The following is a 16,237-nucleotide window of genomic DNA, read 5'->3' as shown; positions in this document are numbered from 1 at the left end:
TTAACCCAACCCGGGCAGAAGAACGGAGGCTTTTCCACTATAACGGATGGTTCAATGGTGCGCTGCTCCAAGGCTTTTCACTCCGCGTGCCGGGCGCGTGGGGGGATGATCGGCCATGGCCTCCGCTCCTTCCTACGCTCATGGCACCAGCGTCACGCCGCTCCTGGGAGACACCCTGGGGCAGAACCTCCGCCGCACCGTGGAGCGGTACGGGGAGCGCGAGGCGCTGGTGGTTCGCTCGCAGGGGTTTCGAGCCACCTATCGGCAGCTCTGGGAGCTGACCACGCGGGTGGCGCTCGGGCTGATGGCGGCCGGCGTGCAGAAGGGGGACCGGGTGGGCATCTGGTCTCCCAACCGCTTCGAATGGGTGGTGACCCAGTACGCCGCGGCACGCGTGGGGGCCATCCTCGTGAACCTCAACCCCGCCTACAAGACGGCGGAGCTGGAGTACGCGCTGGTCCAGTCCGGCACGAGCGTGCTGCTGCTCTCGCGAGGCTTCCGGCAGGCCAACTACCGCCAGATGTTGGAGGAGGTGCGTCCCCGCTGCCCGCAGCTGCGGCAGGCGCTGGTGCTGGAGGACGACTGGGAGCGGTTGCTGGCCAGCGGGGAGAGGGCGAGCGCGCGCGAGCTGGAGGCCCGCGAGGCGTCACTCCAGTTCGATGATCCGATCAACATCCAGTACACGTCGGGCACCACGGGCTTTCCCAAGGGCGCCACGCTGTCGCACCACAACGTGCTCAACAACGGCTTCTTCGTGGGAGAGGTGCTGCGCTACGGCCCGGAGGATCGGGTGTGCATCCCCGTGCCCTTCTACCACTGCTTCGGGATGGTGATGGGCAACCTGGCCTGCACCTCCCATGGCGCGTGCATGGTGATTCCGGGCGAGGCATTCGAGCCGCTGGCGGTGCTCGAGGCGGTGCAGGCCGAGCGCTGCACCTCGCTCTACGGCGTGCCCACCATGTTCATCGGGGAGCTGGACCACCCGCGGTTCGGGGAGTTCGACCTGTCCACGTTGCGCACCGGCATCATGGCTGGTTCGCCCTGCCCGGTGGAGGTGATGAAGAACGTGCAGTCGCGGATGAACATGCGCGAGGTGACCATCTGCTACGGCATGACGGAGACCTCGCCCGTGTCCACCCAGAGCTCGCTGGATGATCCGCTGGACCGGCGCGTCTCCACGGTGGGGCGGGTCCACCCGCACGTCGAGGTGAAGATCGTCGACGCGGAGACGGGCGCGGTGGTGCCCCAGGGCACGCCGGGAGAGCTGTGTACGCGGGGCTACAGCGTGATGCTCGGGTATTGGAACAACGCCGAGGCCACCCGGCTCGCCATCGACACGGCGGGGTGGATGCACACCGGGGACCTGGCGACGATGGATGCGGGCGGGTACGTGAAGATCGTCGGCCGCATCAAGGACATGATCATCCGGGGAGGGGAGAACATCTACCCGCGCGAGGTGGAGGAGTTCCTTCACACGCACCCGGGCGTGAGCGAGACCCAGGTCATCGGCGTTCCGAGCGCGAAGTACGGCGAGGAAGTGATGGCCTGGGTGAAGGCGAAGCCGGGCGTCACGCTGACGGAGGCGGAGTTGGTGGCGTTCTGCACCGGCCGTATCTCCACCTTCAAGGTGCCTCGCTACTGGAAGTTCGTGGGCGAGTTCCCGATGACGGTGACCGGCAAGGTGCAGAAGTTCCGGATGCGCGAGGTGTCCGTGGCCGAGCTGGGCCTTCAGACCGCGGACGCCATCAAGACCGCTTGAGCCGTTTCGCGGTGCGGGCGGGCTTCTTGGGGGCGGCGGCCTTGCTGGCGGTCTTCTTTGCCGCGGGTGCCTTCTTGGCCTTGGCCTTGCCCTTGGCAGGGGCCTTCTTCGCAGCGGCCCGCTGGGCCGCCTCCACCGCGCGGCGAGCCCAGGGCAGCAGCGCGTGGGAGTCGTCGCTCGCGTCCGCGGGGGGCGTCCAGTAGGACATGGCCACGGGCGGCTTGCCCTTGCCGCTGTCGTACACGAAGGGCTCGCAGCCGGCGGCCTCGAAGGCCGGGCGGGTGACGTCGTCCACCTTGAGGTAGAGCCGGCCGTTGCCGATGAGCCCGAACATCATCCCGCCGGAGTACACGCCCCAGCCGCCGAACATGGCGCGCGCCTGCACCGGCCCGAGCGGCTCCAACAACTCCAGGGTGTACTGCACGAAGCTGTCCAACTGAGGCATGAGGTGACCTCCCAGGTTGTGTGGCGCCCGGACCCTAGCGCTCTCCTGGAGTCAGGGGGATGGCTGTGTGCATGCGCGCGCCGCGGGGCTGTGCGTCCCTCTGCACAGCCCTGCACACCCGCCCTCGTAAGTCCCCATGCCGCCGTGCGTCAACCGTTGGCGCGCGCGCTGCAATGCCCCTCCGCCATACGGAGGAGAACTCGGATGAACGGAACGAAGTGGGATGTGCGTGTCCTGGCGATCGCGGGCGTGGGGCTCTTGGCGCTCGCAGCGGTGTTTCTCTGGAGGGACCTGCAGGTGCCCTCGGAGATGTTGCTCGGCGTGGTGGCGGTGGGCGCCGTGGGCCTCGCCGCTGCCGGTGTGCCCCGAGAGCGACCCCTGGCGGGGCCCATCCTCGTGCTCACCTCCGCGGTGCTCGGAGGCGCCTGGTACGCGGCCACCAAGTCCGGCCTGCTGCTCATCGGCCTGGCGGTGACGCTCGTCGCCGCGGCCTTCGCCGTCTGGCGCTCTCGGCGCTCGGCGGAGGAGCCCGATCGCGTCCAGTCCTTCCTCACCTGGTACGGCCTGACGGCGGCGGCCATCGCCGCGTCCTGGGCCTTCTACTTCCACTTCCTCACCCTGGGCTTCGCGGAGGATGACGTGGCCCGTCGCCTCGTGCTCACCCTGGGCTGGCTCGTCGCGGGCGTGGCCCTGGTGCTCCACGGTCGCAAGCGCGGCGAGGCCGTCATCCGCGACGCGGGCTTCGCCTTCGTCGCCATCTCCCTGGGCAAGGCGCTCATCTATGACACCACGCACCTCAGCGGCACGCTGCGCGTGGTGGGGCTGGCGGGCGCGGGCCTGCTAATGCTCGGTGGCGCATACCTCTCCACCCGCTCCACGGCCCGGAGCGCCTGAGATGGGACCGATGCTCCCCTTGGCCGGTGCGCTGGTCCTGGCCAGCAGTCCCGTACAGCCCTGCTATACCCCCTCGGACCAGACCGCCGGCTGGAAGCGGGTGGAGCTGCTCGACGAGGCCCCCGCCCTGGCGGCTCCCAGGTGGGTGGAGCAGTTCCGCGCCGGTGAGCGCGCCCAGCTGACCGAGGTGGATCCGCCGAACACCTATCTGGGCGCCACCGAGCGGAACATGGGGCGGATGCGCTACACCTTCCGCGTACCCATGGATGCCTCCCGGATGGAGGTGGACTTCCTCAGCTCCCTCGACGGGGCGAAGGTGGATGTGACGGCGTACGTCGGCGCCCGCGCCTATCCGCTGCTGAGCGAACGGCGGCAGCATGGCCCGAACCTCTCGATCGATTGGATCATGGCGGGCGTCGACACCGTGACGGTGGAGGTACACCACCACCTGCGTCATCGGCCCGTGGTGCGTCACTGGCGCGTGGTTCGACAGGTGGTGCCCTCTCAGGAGGTCTCCATCCCAACGGCCTTCCAGGCTCCCCGGGCGCTCTACTTCCTCCACCCCGGGGGCCAGCACATCGAGCTGTGCAACACCCCCCATCAGCTCATGCACCTCTCGCGCTTGCCGCAAGGCGCACCCGTGGACGTGACGCTCAGACGTGCTCGATCCGAGGGCCCGTAGTCGTCGGGCGGACCTTGGGCACGCTTGGCAACACCAGCGGCCAGAGTTCCCGAAGTGCCGAGCGCAATGCTCCGGCACTCGAGTAGCGCGCCTCGGGCTGCTTGGCGAGCAGCGCGAGGACGACGCGCTCGAAGGGTTCGGGCACCTGGGGATTCAAGGTGCGGGGCGGCACGGGCTGTTGCTGCACGTGCAGGAACATCAGCGGCACGGGCTGGGTGTGACGAAAGGGCAGTTGCCCGGTGAGCAGCTCGTAGGCCACCACGCCCAGTGAGTACAGGTCCGTGGCGGGCGAGACGGCGGTCCCCATCACCTGCTCGGGGGCCATGTATTCGGGCGTGCCGAACACCGCTCCCTGGGCCGTGATGCCCGCCACGTGCTCGCTCTTGGCGAGCCCGAAGTCCATCAGCTTGAGCACCCCGGTGTGCGTGACGAAGAGGTTGCCGGGCTTCACGTCCCGGTGCAGCACGCCGTGCTCATGCGCGTGCTCCAGCGCGCACGCGGCATGGGTGAGCCAGCGCAGGGACTCGGCGAGGGTGAGGCGCCGCGACTGCAGCACGCGCCGCAGGTCCATCCCCCGCAGCAGCTCCACGATGAGGAAGTGGCGCTCCCCATCCATCCCCACATCGAGCACGTGCAGGATGTTGGGGTGGTCGAGCACCCGCGCGTGTTCCAGTTCCTGTCGGAAGCGGGCCACGAGCGCCGCGTCAGGCCCCGGCGCCGTCAGCAGCTTGAGCGCCACTTCGGTGCCCTTCTGGAGGTCCATGGCGGCATAGACGGTCGCGCTGCCACCGGCGCCCAGCCACCGCTCCACGCGGTAGCGGCTGGCGACGAGCTGCCCAGGCACCAGCCCACGCACCACGGGCGCGCCGGAGGGCACCGGCGTCACCGCCCCCTGAATCAATGTCCCAGACGGTGTACGAGCCGGGGAGGGCAGGGGAGAGGCTTCTCCCGAGCCCAGGTAGGTGACTCCGGTCGAGTCTTCGTCCTTGCGCCGCACAGGATCCTCCACGGGCGCCACTCAGTTGTTGAGCAGCGACACCTGGGCGGGGGCCGCGGTGCCCTCGAGGTCCAGGTGCGGCGTGGGCAGGTTGTACTCGGCGGCGGCGCTCGTGGCCTCCACGATGATGGGACCGGAGATCTCCGGCGGCTCGCCCTGGCACAGCAGATCCACCACATGCTCCAGGGTCCACTTGCCCATCCGGTTCACCTTCAGGCGCTTGCCATCGAAGGCGGCCGTGTCCGTGAGCTCCTGGCTGGTGGCGAGCTTGGCCTCCACGGAGGTGCCCAGGTAGCCGCGCGCCAGCGTCACCACGCGGTCCACCACCGAGTTCCATGCCTGGAGGTGGGTGCGGTCCTGGGCCTCGTCCATGATGTCCAGGCCGACCTGCAGTCGCTCCATGCGGTCCAGGAACTGCTGCACCAGCGCCCCGCGAATGACGCGCCCGTGCTGGGGCGCGATGATCTCCACGCCCGGCTCGAGCTTGCGGATGGCGGCCACCGCGCGTATCAGCGCCGCGTTCACCGGCATGTAGATCTGATGGAAGGCGCGGATGCCCGTCCAGTCGGACTCCTGAGCCCACAGCCCCTGGGCATTGGCGTCCGTCAGGCCGCCGAACAGGTCCCCCGTGAAGAGCACGCGCGTCTGCGGGTCATAGAGCATCACCGCGCCGCGGAAGTGGCAGAAGGGCGAGGGCACCGGCACCAGGCGGTGCCCGGTGGGCACGTTCAAGCCCTGGGCGAACTTCTCCGTGGCGATGAAGCGGTTGCGCGGCAGGTTGAAGTGGACGATGAGCCGCCACGTGTCCTCCGAGCAGACGATGCCGGCCCGAGGGGCATAGCGCGCCGAGAGGATGGCCGCCGAGGAGCCGACGTCCGGATCCTGGTGGTTGATGAAGAGCGCCGAGAGGCGATCCAGCCCGCCGATGAGCGACGTCACCTTGGTGTGGATGGTGGAGAAGTCGCTGCTGGAGCCGGGGTCGATCAGCAGGTTGAACTCGGTCTGCTTCTGCGTCTTGGGATCCGTGCCGCGGAAGCGCCGCAGGTAGGGGTTCGCGTAGAAGATGCTGCCCTGCTCGCGCTTGCCGACCCAGAAGGTCTCGGGGGCAATCTCGACGGGGACCAGGCGGAGGTCAGGACTCGGGACAGAAGTGCTCATCGATGCAGAGGTGTCCAGGAAGAGGGATGCCCCTGCACGGAGCAACGGACATGCCACCCCGAGGGCTGCCCGAAAGTCCTGCCCCGCACGCAAGTCCTGCGCGAGTGCCAGGAGCGTGCGGGGCGCGGTGCAAAATGTGCGGCTCCCCGGAGTGTTTCACCCGGGGTGTGGTACACGAAAGTGTACCCAGACATGTTTGATCCCTCCACGCTCGCCACCTGGGGTCTGCCAGGGCTCTTCGTCGTCGCCATGCTGGCGGGCTCGGTGGTGCCGATGCCGTCCGAGGCGTTGCTTGTGGCCATTCTCCACGGCGGCGGGTCTCCTGTGTGGGCGGTGATGGTGGCGACGGTGGGCAACGTGCTGGGCGCGCTGTCGCTCTACCTGCTCGGCCTCTGGGTGGCGCGGGGCGGGGGAGGGCGCCTGGGTCGGTGGGCCTCGCGGCGCATGGAGCGTGAAGGGCCTCGGTTGGAGCGCGCCCGCGAGCGGCTGCGCAGGTGGGGAGCGCCCGCGCTCGTGCTCTCCTGGCTGCCCGTGGTGGGCGACGCCTTTGTGCTCGCCGCGGGGGTCGTCGGAGTTCGCGCGGTGCCCTTCCTGGTGTTCACCACGCTGGGCAAGGGCCTGCGTTACGCGTTCGTTGCGGTGTCCGTGATGACCGCACTGTGAGCGATTGTGTATTTCACTGTGTTTCACGCAACGCGCCTGCTCTCGAAATCGATAAAGATACTTGGAGGAGCAGGTCTTCAGCCCTGCTTCCCATGGAGACCTGGTGTCTCCGTCAACCCTCCCACCGCTCCCCCCGGGGCAGGACCTGACAACGTGCGAATCATCGAACCCTCCTTGAGGCACTCACTCCTCGACCGTCGATTGCTGGCGGCCGTGCTCTCCCTGACGCTCGCGGCGTGTGGAGGCACGGAACTGGAAGGAGCGGGCGATGAAGCCCTGGCGACCCAGGAGAACGCGCTGGCCAGCGTCCGGCTGCGCCTGATGGCCGCCAACACCACCAGTGGCAACCTCCAGAGCTACGACCCTGGCAACGGCACCCGTATCTTCCAGGGCACCGATCCGGACGTGGTGATGATTCAGGAGTTCAACTACGGCGACAACTCGGCCACCGCCATCCGGAGCTTCGTCAACACGGCGTTCGGCTCGAGCTTCTATTACTACCGCGAGGCCGGCGCGCAGATCCCCAACGGCGTCATCAGCCGCTACCCGATCATCGCCTCGGGCGAGTGGGACGACAACCAGGTCACCAACCGTGACTTCGCCTGGGCCCGCATCGACGTCCCCGGCCCGAAGGACCTCTGGGTGGTGAGCGTGCACCTGCTCACGGCCAGCTCCAGCGTGCGCAACACGGAGGCGGTCAACCTGGTCAACTTCATCAAGGCCAACATCCCCACGGGCGACTACCTGGCCATCGGTGGTGACTTCAACACCGACAGCCGCTCCGAGGCCGCCTTCTCCACCTTCTCGCAGGTGGTGTCGACGGCGTCCCCGTACCCGGCCGACCGCAACGGCAACACCAACACCAACGCGAGCCGCGGCAAGCCGTATGACCACGTTCTCGTCGACAGCGACCTGCGTGCCTATCAGACGGCCACCGTCATCGGCGGCAGCAGCTTCGCCGCCGGCACGGTGATTGATACGCGCGTCTACTCGCCCATCTCGGAGATCTCCCCGGCGCTGAGCTCCGACAGCGGCGCCACCAACATGCAGCACATGGCCGTCATCAAGGACTTCCTCATCCCCAGCGACACGGTGACCGCGGGCGTCACGGTGAACTCGCCCAATGGCGGTGAGAGCTTCACGGCGGGCAGCTCGCAGAGCATCACCTGGGCGGCCACGGGCGTGACGAACGTGAAGCTGGAGTACACGCTCAATGGCAGCACCTGGACCGTCATCACCTCCAGCACGGCGGCCTCCGCGAGCAGCTACACCTGGACGGTGCCGAGCACCGCCTCCACCGCCGCGCGGGTGCGCGTGAGCGATGCGTCCAACTCCGCCCTCACCGACATGAGCAACACGGCCTTCACCATCACCACCACGCCGACGGGCACGGGCAAGGTCTTCATCAACGAGGTGCTGGCCAACGAGGCGGGCTCGGACGTGAACGGCGAGTTCGTGGAACTGGTGAACTCGGGTACCGCGGCGGTGGACCTGTCGGGCTGGACGATCTCCGACGCCACGGGCACGCGGCACACCTTCGCGAGCGGCACGAGCCTGGCCGCGGGCAAGGCGATCGTGGTCTTCGGGGCGGCTGCTGGCATCCCGGCGGGGCTGACCAACGCGGTGGGGGCCTCGACCGCGCAGCTCAACCTGTCCAACAGCGGGGACACCGTGACGCTGAAGAACGCGTCGGGCACGGCGATGGACACCCTCACCTATAGCTCGTCGCTCTCGGGCACCGACGGCGTGTCGGCCAACCGGAGCCCGGATGGCAGCAGCACTGGCTCCTTTGTCCTACACACCAGCGTGGGGAGCACCGCGTCCTCGCCGGGCAAGCGCGCCAACGGCACCGCGTACTGACGTAACCCTCTGAAAATCCACGCGAGGATAGGCGCTCACTTCCAACCCGTTGGAAGTGAGCGCCCGGTTCCAACCCGTTGGAAGTGCGGCCTGGTTCCAACCCGTTGGAAGTGGGAGCCAGGGCCACACGAGGGATGTGCAGAGTAGGGCGATCGAAAGAAGCGGAGGAACTCTCGTCGAAGGCATGACTCGTCGAACGGCGTTCCCTTATGCGAGGCCCACAGCCAGTTCATGAAGGATGTCCGGGGCGCGAGGCGCATGGTTTGCCTGGGGGCGACACCTCAGCCTCCCTTGATTGACTTTCAGCCCTCCGCGCCCGGTCTTCTATAACGTAATTCATGAAATCACTGAGTCGCGCCCTTGCGCCCTGGTTGCCTGTCATCCTCACGGGCCTGATGGGGGGCTGTTCCTCCGGGGCTCACTCCACGGCGAGCCGTCAGCCCGAGGCGAGCCACTCCATCGCCCCGAGCGACCCGATCTACTTGGCGCAGGCTGCTGGAACCTGCTGGAACTCGATGAGCTGCTGTATCCAGAACCACCCCCTCACCTTCGTCGAGAGATGTGGCGCGGATCCCCTGGAAGCGGCACGCATCCTCTCCGTCCTGGAGCAACTCGGCGGGGACGTGCGGACCGAGACAGCGACGATGGCCACACAGGATGGTGAGGAGGCAGCAGAAGCAGACGCTGCAAAGGCGGATGACTTCGCCAACAACACCCACTTGCCAGAGTGGAAACAGGAGTGCATCCGAAACTACGTGGCTTGCCAGGCCGAACCGAACTGGCAAGGCCCCTGTTACGCTTGCCTCCGACGCTGTGAGGGACAGCAAGACTGGCCATTCGGGATGTGCTGGCCGCCCGGCAAGAAAGGGCTGTGAAGATGACGGAGAAGAACCTGGAGGACGACTGGTATCCCATCCGGATGCTGGACAATCGGGTGCAGCAGGGCGAGCCGCTTGTACTCACTGACGAGGCACGCGCCCTCCTCCGGCGCACCGCTCCAACGGTGGCGATCCATGAGGCAGAAGCGGAAGCGGCTCTCACCTCCACGGAGAGCGCCACCACGCTGCTCCACGAAATCCGGCGCCGCATCACGGAGGGCTCGCGCCGACTCTCACGAGGACTGCACCAGATGTACCGCCTGCGGGATGCGGGGGACCTCGAGGGGGCATGTCAGCAGATGCGTGAGATCCTGGCTGTCGAGGTCGTGCCACACTACCGGGACATTGCTGAGGGGCAGCTGGAATGCCTCGGTGAAGTGGAGTAGCAGTCGCGCCACTGCGAGCCCGGACCGTGCTGGCGTCATAGGCCAGAACGGAGCGAAGATTCTCTCGAATGAGCACACGCGCTCCATTGAAGGCACAGCCCCTCACACGAGAGGCCTTCGCCCCATTCGGGGAAGTCATTGGCTCGGAACTCGCCGGAGGCGCCAGCGCCAACCAGGGCACGGCCACCCGGTACAACCACGTCGCCCAGCTCGCCAGCAGCCGGCCCGAGGCGCGGCCGAACCTGGCCGTGTTCCACTCGGTACCCAAGGCGCTGCCCTTCCAGGTGCGTCTGCTGGAGCGCCACCCCTGCTCGACGCAGATGTTCGTGCCCATGGCCTGCCGGCGCTTCCTGGTCGTCGTCTGCCCGGATGATGCCCAGGGCGAGCCGGATCTCGCCGGCCTGCGGGCCTTCCTCTGTGGGCCCGGACAAGGAGTGAACTACCGCGCCGGGGTCTGGCACCACCCCATCATCGCCCTCGAGGGGCCGGCCGATTTCCTGATGCTGGCCTGGGAGGATGGCTCCGCGCGCGACTGCGAGGAGCGCCCGCTGACGGCGCCGCTGCTCGTGACCAGCGATTGAGCGGCCGGAGGGCGGTCCCAAACTGGAACAGAGGGTGGACGGGTGCTAACTGCGAGGCTCCTGTCCTCTTCTGGAGCCCGTATGAACGCCCTTCTCCTGGTCGCCCTGCTCGCCGCCGCCCCCCAGGCGAAGCCCGAGGCCCCCGGCCCCGTCCCGGCGAAGACGTTCCTCAAGGCGCGTTCGGGCAACACCGCCATCGCGCAGATCTTCGCGCCCGGGGTGACCGAGCTCTCGGCGGATGACAAGCGCGTCGCCTGGCACCTGACGCTCGCGGCTCACGCGGGCGAGGACATCGCCTACGACCAGCTCGGCTGGCGGGTGGTGGAGCTCAAGCGCCTGCTGGAGGGCGTCTACCTCTTCGGCCAGGAGGGCGCGGGCGGCCCCGGCCTCTTCGACCAACGGCTGACCGCCTACCTGGAGCGCTTCTACGGCCACTCCGGCAACCACGACCAGGTGACGGGCCAGAAGTTCGTCCCCGGCTTCACCTCCGGCGAGCTGGAGGCCGCCGCGGTGCGCGCCTACCGCGCGGGCGCTCCCTTCGGCGTGAAGGACGAGCGGGCCCTGCGGACCTGGCTCAAGGACCTGCAGCCGACGATCTTCGATGCCAACTTCGAGCCCTCGCTCACCTCGAAGTCTCCGCCGCAGGGGCAGGACATGATCACCGCCTCGGCGAACACCGCCTACGGGCCCGGGGTGACGCTGAAGGACCTGGAGGACTTCAAGGAGAAGAACCCGCTCAACTCCCGCGTGGTGAAGGTGAAGGGCAAGCTGGTGGAGCAGGTGTTCCGCGCCGGAGACCGCAAGGTGCCGGCGGGGCTGTATGCCGAGGAACTCTCGCGTGTCATCGCCCACCTGCAGGAGGCGACGAAGTCCGCCAACAAGCTGCAGAAGCCGGTGCTCGGCAAGCTGGTGCGCTACTTCCAGACGGGCAACCCCAAGGACTGGGACGCCTACAACATCGCCTGGCTGAAGGCGGATCCGCCGGTGGACGCCACCATGGGCTTCGTCGAGACGTACGTGGATCCGCGCGGGCAGAAGGGCCAGTGGGAGGCGCTCATCAACTACCGCGACCCCACGGAGAACCAGATCATGGTGCTCATCGGCAAGCGGGCTCAGTACTTCGAGGAGCGCATGCCCTGGCCCCAGGCCTACAAGCGCAAGAAGGTGGCGCTGCCGGTGGCCAAGGCCATCAGCCTGGTGGCCACCTATCCGCAGCCCCCCGCCGGCATCAACCTGCCCAACGAGCAGAACATCCGCGAGAAGTACGGCAGCAAGAGCGTGCTGGTGGCCAACGTGATGGAGGCGGCCTCGGCGCTGCGCCGGCTGCCGCTGGCGCTCGAGTTCTCCCGCACGCCCGAGGATCGCGCCCAGGCCGAGAAGTACTCGGCCACCGCGCGCAAGTGGCTGGTGGCCTTCCATGAGGTGCTCGGCCATGCCTCCGGCCAGGTGGACAAGAAGAAGCTCAAGAACCAGCCGCCCTCGAAGTTCCTCAAGGAGTACGACAACACGCTGGAGGAGGCGCGCGCCGACCTCGTGGCGCTCTGGCACGCCTTCGACCCCTCGCTGGCGGAGCTGTCGCCGGACCACGAGAAGATCGCCCAGCAGATGTACCGGGACTTCCTCGTCGAGGGGCTCACCAACCTGGCACGCGTCGAGAAGGGGGCCGAGTTCGAGGAGGACCACCAGCGCGGCCACCACATGACGGTGAACTTCTTCATCGACAAGGGCGTGGTGAAGCAGGTGGTGGAGGGCGAGCGCACCTACTGGGTGGTGACGGACTTCGCGAAGATGCGCGAGGCGGTGGGCGAGCTGCTCTCCAAGCTGATGGTCATCAAGGCCACCGGCGACTACGCGGCCATTCGAGACCTGGTGACGCAGAAGGGCATCAAGTTCGATCCGAAGCTGCGCGACGAGGTGGCCGCGCGCGTGAAGGCCGCGGATGTGCCGGCGGTGCTCTTCCTCACCGCGCCGCGCCTGGTGCCCGTGCTCGACGCCAAGGGGCAGGTGATGGACTTGAAGGTGGAGTCCACCCAGGGCTTCATCGCCCAGCACCTCGAGCGCAGCGTGCTCGGCAAGCTGCCTCCCGCCGAGGCCACCAAGGTCGCCGCCCAGCTGGCGGGCGCGCCCGAGACGTTGAAGGACGTCTACAAGACCCTCGTCGTGAAGGCCCCGGCCGCGGTATCGGCCCAGCCCTCCGCGTCGCCCTGACGCAGCGGTGTGGCCTCGGAGCCTCGCCTTTCGGACAGTGTGGCCCCCAGGTCACGCGGTTCCGTCCACTGACGGATAGCCGGCGGGCAGGGGGCCCTGGACGCAGGGAGCCCCTTCAGGCACCAGTGCGCCCGCCGTTCGGGCAAATGCGCGCGACAGGACAGAAATGTCAGATCGCCGCACTAGGGTGCCCTACCTCCGGGGACGTCAAAGATGCGCGAACACGCAACAAATGCGGGGGAGGACGGGGTCGCCAACCCCCCGAAATTGGCTTCCCCCCGCTTCCGGTTCCAGGTAGGAAGCCCCAGATTCACGAGTGGGCAGGATTTACACGTTTATCAGGCTTGGCTGAGCTGGCATGCGGATTGCCTTCATCCTGCGCTGAACACCCGCCACGGACCGAACGCAGAGGGAACCATGACCACTCCAGAGTTCGACACCGCCCTCGACCCGCAGCGCCTTGACGCCTCCAATCCCCGGGCGGCGGCGGCCTCTCAGCCCTACGAGTGGGGGACGCGGCCTCCGAGTACGCGCCGGGACAAGCCCCTGGTCGAGGATGTGGACGACCTGTGGGAGGAGTCCTTCGCATCCTGGTAGGGCAGGGGCGCCTCAGGTGGGCGGCGTCGCCGGCGCCGAGGGCTGAGGAGAGGCCCGCCCGTAGTCGCGCTCGTGGATGCGCAGCAGCGCCAGGAAGAAGGAGACGATGAGCGGGCCGATGAGCAGGCCCACCGTCCCGAAGGCGGCCAGGCCTCCCAGCAGCGAGAAGAAGACGATGGCCCCGTGCAGGTGCAGGCCTCGCCGCACGAGCAGGGGTTTGATGACGTTGTCCACCAGGCCCACCACCACCACGCCCCAGACGGCCAGGAAGAGGGCGGCCCAGGGGTGGCCGGTGGCCAGGAGGATCAGCGCGGCGACGAGGCACACCACGGCCGCGCCGATGGCGGGCACCAGGGCCAGGAAGAACGTCACCCCAGCGAAGAAGAAGGGCACGGGCACCCGGGCGATGAGGTAGCCCACGAGCGCGGCCACGGACTGCACGCCCGCGGTGGCCAGGGACGACATCAGCACGGCGATGACGACGTGGCGGAACTCGATGAGGATCTCCGTGGTCTGCCCGGTCTGGAGCGGGGAGATGCTCTCGAGCCAGTCGACGAGCTTGCGTCCATCCACGAGGAGGAAGAAGAAGGCGATGAGCATCATCGCCGTCTGGAAGGCGAAGGAGCCGGTGGCGGCCACCACGCCGGTGACGGCCTTGGCGGCGGTACCGCCCTGGCTGCTCACCTGTTGCTCCAGGGTCTTGTCCAGCTGCGTCTCCTCCACCGCGAGCCGGTCCATCAGGTTCTCGGTGAGCTTGCGCGCCGGGCCGGGGAGCCGATCCACGAGTCCCTCGATGCCCTCCTTGTTCACCGTCTCCTGGATGAAGCGCACGCCATCGGCCGCCTCGGTGACGAGGAAGGCGGTGAAGCCGGTGAGCGGCAGCAGCAGGGCAATGATGACGCCGAAGCACAGCAGGCCCGCCGACAGGTTGGGGCGCCCGCGGAAGGCGCGGGTGAGCCGCTTGTGGGTGCCATAGAGCGCTCCGGCGAGCACCGCGGCCAGGAAGAGGCCCTTGGCGAAGGGTTGGATGACCAGCGCCAGCAAGAGGATCGAGATGATGATGAGTGCCGTGAAGACGCGCCGGGCAGTCAAGTCGGAGGCCATATGGCGCCGACTTAAGAACGTCCCGAGCGGGGTGGAAGGGAGAATCGGCGCGCAACGGTGAATTCCACACGTTGAAGATGCGCTTGGGGACGGGCGCGAGGCGGGTAGAGTGGGCGCGATGCCGCCCCTCGACTCGCCCCAGTTCGCCACCTGGATGTTGCAGGTGCTGCCAGTGGCCTACCTGGCCATCACCTTCCTCCAGTCCGGCCTGGACAAGGTCCTCGACTGGAAGGGCAACCTGGGCTGGCAGACGCAGCTCTTCTCCAAGGTGCCCGTGCTGCGGGGACAGGTGAAGCCCGCGCTGGCCACACTCACAGTGTTGGAGATCCTCGACGGGCTGTTGTGCGCGGTGGGCCTCGTGATGCTGGTGGCCACCGGCTCGGGGCGCATCGCCTGTATCGGAGGGATGCTCAGCGGCGTGACTTTCCTGGCCCTGCTGGGCGGCCAGCGCCTGGCCAAGGACTACGCGGGAGCGGCGGGCATTGCCCCCTACTTCCTGGTCAGCCTGGCGGCTGTCTTCTTCAACCGAGGGTGAGGCGGCGGGCGCCGCTGGGGTAGAGTGCCCCGGAATGGACCGGCTGCGCTTCTACCTCAATGACCGGCTCGTCGAAGAGTCGGGCCTCTCTCCCACCACGACGCTGCTGCGCTACCTGCGCGAACGCGCACACCTGACAGGCACCAAGGAAGGGTGCGCGGAGGGTGACTGCGGCGCCTGCACGGTGGCCGTGCTGGAGCAGGACGGGAAGGGGGCCCAAGCCCTTCGGGCGATCAACTCCTGTCTGTTGCTGCTGCCCATGCTGCAGGGCAAGCGCGTCTACACCGTGGAGGCGCTCAAGGAGAGCGGCAAGTACCACGTGGTGCAGGAGGAGCTCTCGAAGGCGCTGGGCTCTCAGTGCGGCTACTGCACCCCGGGCGTGGCGATGGCGATGTTGGAGGCCTGTCACCGCAAGGACTTCGACGAGCCCTGGAAGCTGGATGCCCAGATGTGCGGCAACCTCTGCCGCTGCACCGGCTATCGGCCCATCCGCGAGGCCACCGCGCGCGTGGCGGGGCTGAACCCGGTGGATCGCTTCTCCAAGGCCCTGGTGCAGACGAAGCCCGAGCCCATGGAGCTGAGCTACGCGGCGGGCTCCCAGCGCTTCTTCACGCCGGCCACCCTCGAGGCGCTGTGGGACGTGCTGGACGCGAACCCGGAGGCCCGCTTCGTGGTGGGCGGCACGGACCTGTCGCTGGAGGTGACCAAGCGCTACGCGGAGCCGCCGATCCTGGTGTCCCTGGAGGCGCTGCCATCGCTGCGAGCCCTGGAGCCGCGCGCGGGTGGGCACCGCGTGGGCGCCACGGTGTCGCTGACGGACCTGGAGGACTACGCGCGCTCGGCCTGCCCGCCCCTGGAGCGGATGCTGCGCTACTTCGGCGCGCGGCAGATCAAGAACCGCGCGACGGTGGGCGGCAACCTGTGCAACGCCTCGCCAATTGGAGACCTGGCGCCGGTGTTCATCGCCCTGGGCGCGGAGGCGGTGCTGCTCTCGCGCGCGGGCGAGCGGCGCCTGCCGCTGGAGGACTTCTTCGTGGCCTACCGCCGCACGGCGCTCCAGCGGGGGGAGATCCTCGCCTTCGTGGAGGTGCCGGCTCAGCCCGCTGGCGCGCGGACCATCGCTTACAAGGTGTCGAAGCGCCGCGAGCTGGACATCAGCGCCGTGGCCGCGGGCTTCCGGGTGGTGGTGGACGCGCAGGGACGGGTGGCGGAGGCGCGGCTTGCCTACGGCGGCATGGCGGCTCGGCCGGCCCGTGCGCGGCGCACCGAGGAGGCCCTCGTGGGGAAGCCCTGGGAGGAGGCGAGCGTGGAGGCGGCGCTCCCCCACCTCGATGAGGATTTCACGCCGCTCACGGATCATCGCGGCTCGACCTGGTACCGGGCATTGGTAGCGAAGAACCTGCTGCGAGGGTTCTTCCAAGAGACGCTGGCGGAGCCCGCTCCGCGACTCCAGGAACGCCACGCCGCCACGGTCCAGGTGAGGTGAAGAG

The 16,237-nt window shown here is 68.2% G+C and carries 15 protein-coding genes; 11 read left to right on the top strand and 4 right to left on the bottom strand.

What is annotated here, in order from left to right; genetic code table 11:
- The first annotated feature begins 115 nt into the window (after nt 1-115).
- Nucleotides 116-1,759, top strand: a complete 1,644-nt coding sequence (locus tag SYV04_RS21835; protein ID WP_321547789.1) for an AMP-binding protein — start codon at nt 116-118, stop codon at nt 1,757-1,759.
- Here the strand turns inward: SYV04_RS21835 and SYV04_RS21830 are convergent.
- Entirely contained in the window at nt 1,746-2,204 is a 459-nt protein-coding gene (locus tag SYV04_RS21830) for a TfoX/Sxy family protein (RefSeq protein WP_321547788.1), read from the bottom strand. The two genes, SYV04_RS21835 and SYV04_RS21830, sit on opposite strands and share 14 nt — an antisense overlap.
- Nucleotides 2,205-2,408: 204 nt before the next feature.
- On the opposite strand from SYV04_RS21830, the gene SYV04_RS21825 reads away from it, so the two are divergent.
- A complete protein-coding gene (locus SYV04_RS21825; RefSeq protein WP_340371384.1) occupies nt 2,409-3,098 on the top strand; it encodes a DUF2339 domain-containing protein in 690 nt (229 codons plus the stop codon).
- Nucleotide 3,099: 1 nt separating this feature from the next.
- Entirely contained in the window at nt 3,100-3,780 is a 681-nt protein-coding gene (locus SYV04_RS21820) for a hypothetical protein (RefSeq protein ID WP_321547786.1), read from the top strand.
- Here SYV04_RS21820 and SYV04_RS21815 read toward each other — a convergent pair.
- Together SYV04_RS21815 and SYV04_RS21810 are read right to left on the bottom strand one after the other, a co-directional pair.
- Complete coding sequence (locus SYV04_RS21815; protein WP_422723961.1) at nt 3,752-4,777, bottom strand: serine/threonine-protein kinase; 1,026 nt, start codon at nt 4,775-4,777, stop codon at nt 3,752-3,754. The genes SYV04_RS21820 and SYV04_RS21815 overlap by 29 nt on opposite strands.
- A 21-nt stretch (nt 4,778-4,798) precedes the next feature.
- The gene (locus SYV04_RS21810; protein WP_321547785.1) at nt 4,799-5,935 is read right to left on the bottom strand and encodes an oxygen-binding di-iron domain-containing protein; all 1,137 of its coding nucleotides are present in this window, start codon (nt 5,933-5,935) and stop codon (nt 4,799-4,801) included.
- A gap of 192 nt (nt 5,936-6,127) precedes the next feature.
- On the opposite strand from SYV04_RS21810, the gene SYV04_RS21805 reads away from it, so the two are divergent.
- From SYV04_RS21805 to SYV04_RS21780, 6 genes are all read left to right on the top strand, one after another.
- Nucleotides 6,128-6,598, top strand: coding sequence for a YqaA family protein (locus tag SYV04_RS21805; protein WP_321547784.1), 471 nt, complete (start codon nt 6,128-6,130; stop codon nt 6,596-6,598).
- 153 nt (nt 6,599-6,751) lie between these two features.
- Complete coding sequence (locus SYV04_RS21800) at nt 6,752-8,458, top strand: lamin tail domain-containing protein (protein WP_321547783.1); 1,707 nt, start codon at nt 6,752-6,754, stop codon at nt 8,456-8,458.
- An 877-nt stretch (nt 8,459-9,335) separates the two neighbouring features.
- Nucleotides 9,336-9,722, top strand: a complete 387-nt coding sequence (locus SYV04_RS21795; protein WP_321547782.1) for a DUSAM domain-containing protein — start codon at nt 9,336-9,338, stop codon at nt 9,720-9,722.
- A 68-nt stretch (nt 9,723-9,790) separates the two neighbouring features.
- The gene (locus tag SYV04_RS21790) at nt 9,791-10,303 is read left to right on the top strand and encodes an ureidoglycolate lyase (protein ID WP_321547781.1); all 513 of its coding nucleotides are present in this window, start codon (nt 9,791-9,793) and stop codon (nt 10,301-10,303) included.
- A gap of 81 nt (nt 10,304-10,384) precedes the next feature.
- Nucleotides 10,385-12,511 carry a dipeptidyl-peptidase 3 family protein gene (locus tag SYV04_RS21785; protein ID WP_321547780.1) on the top strand — a complete coding sequence of 709 codons (2,127 nt, stop codon included), beginning with the start codon at nt 10,385-10,387 and terminating at the stop codon, nt 12,509-12,511.
- 417 nt (nt 12,512-12,928) lie between these two features.
- A complete protein-coding gene (locus tag SYV04_RS21780) occupies nt 12,929-13,108 on the top strand; it encodes a hypothetical protein (RefSeq protein WP_321547779.1) in 180 nt (59 codons plus the stop codon).
- Between the two features lie 12 nt (nt 13,109-13,120).
- On the opposite strand, the gene SYV04_RS21775 is transcribed toward SYV04_RS21780, so the two are convergent.
- Nucleotides 13,121-14,212 carry an AI-2E family transporter gene (locus SYV04_RS21775; protein WP_321547778.1) on the bottom strand — a complete coding sequence of 364 codons (1,092 nt, stop codon included), beginning with the start codon at nt 14,210-14,212 and terminating at the stop codon, nt 13,121-13,123.
- Nucleotides 14,213-14,330: 118 nt separating this feature from the next.
- Here SYV04_RS21775 and SYV04_RS21770 point away from each other — a divergent pair, with 118 nt between their 5' ends.
- Together SYV04_RS21770 and xdhA are read left to right on the top strand one after the other, a co-directional pair.
- Entirely contained in the window at nt 14,331-14,747 is a 417-nt protein-coding gene (locus tag SYV04_RS21770) for a DoxX family protein (protein WP_321547777.1), read from the top strand.
- Nucleotides 14,748-14,781: 34 nt separating this feature from the next.
- Nucleotides 14,782-16,233 (top strand): xanthine dehydrogenase small subunit, encoded by a 1,452-nt coding sequence (xdhA, locus tag SYV04_RS21765; protein ID WP_321547776.1) that lies wholly within the window; start codon nt 14,782-14,784, stop codon nt 16,231-16,233.
- Nucleotides 16,234-16,237 lie beyond the last annotated feature (4 nt).

Source organism: Hyalangium ruber (assembly GCF_034259325.1).
Lineage (GTDB): Bacteria > Myxococcota > Myxococcia > Myxococcales > Myxococcaceae > Hyalangium_A > Hyalangium_A rubrum.
Note: the sequence above shows the minus strand (reverse complement) of the source record. Positions and strands in the feature narration are given on the sequence as shown.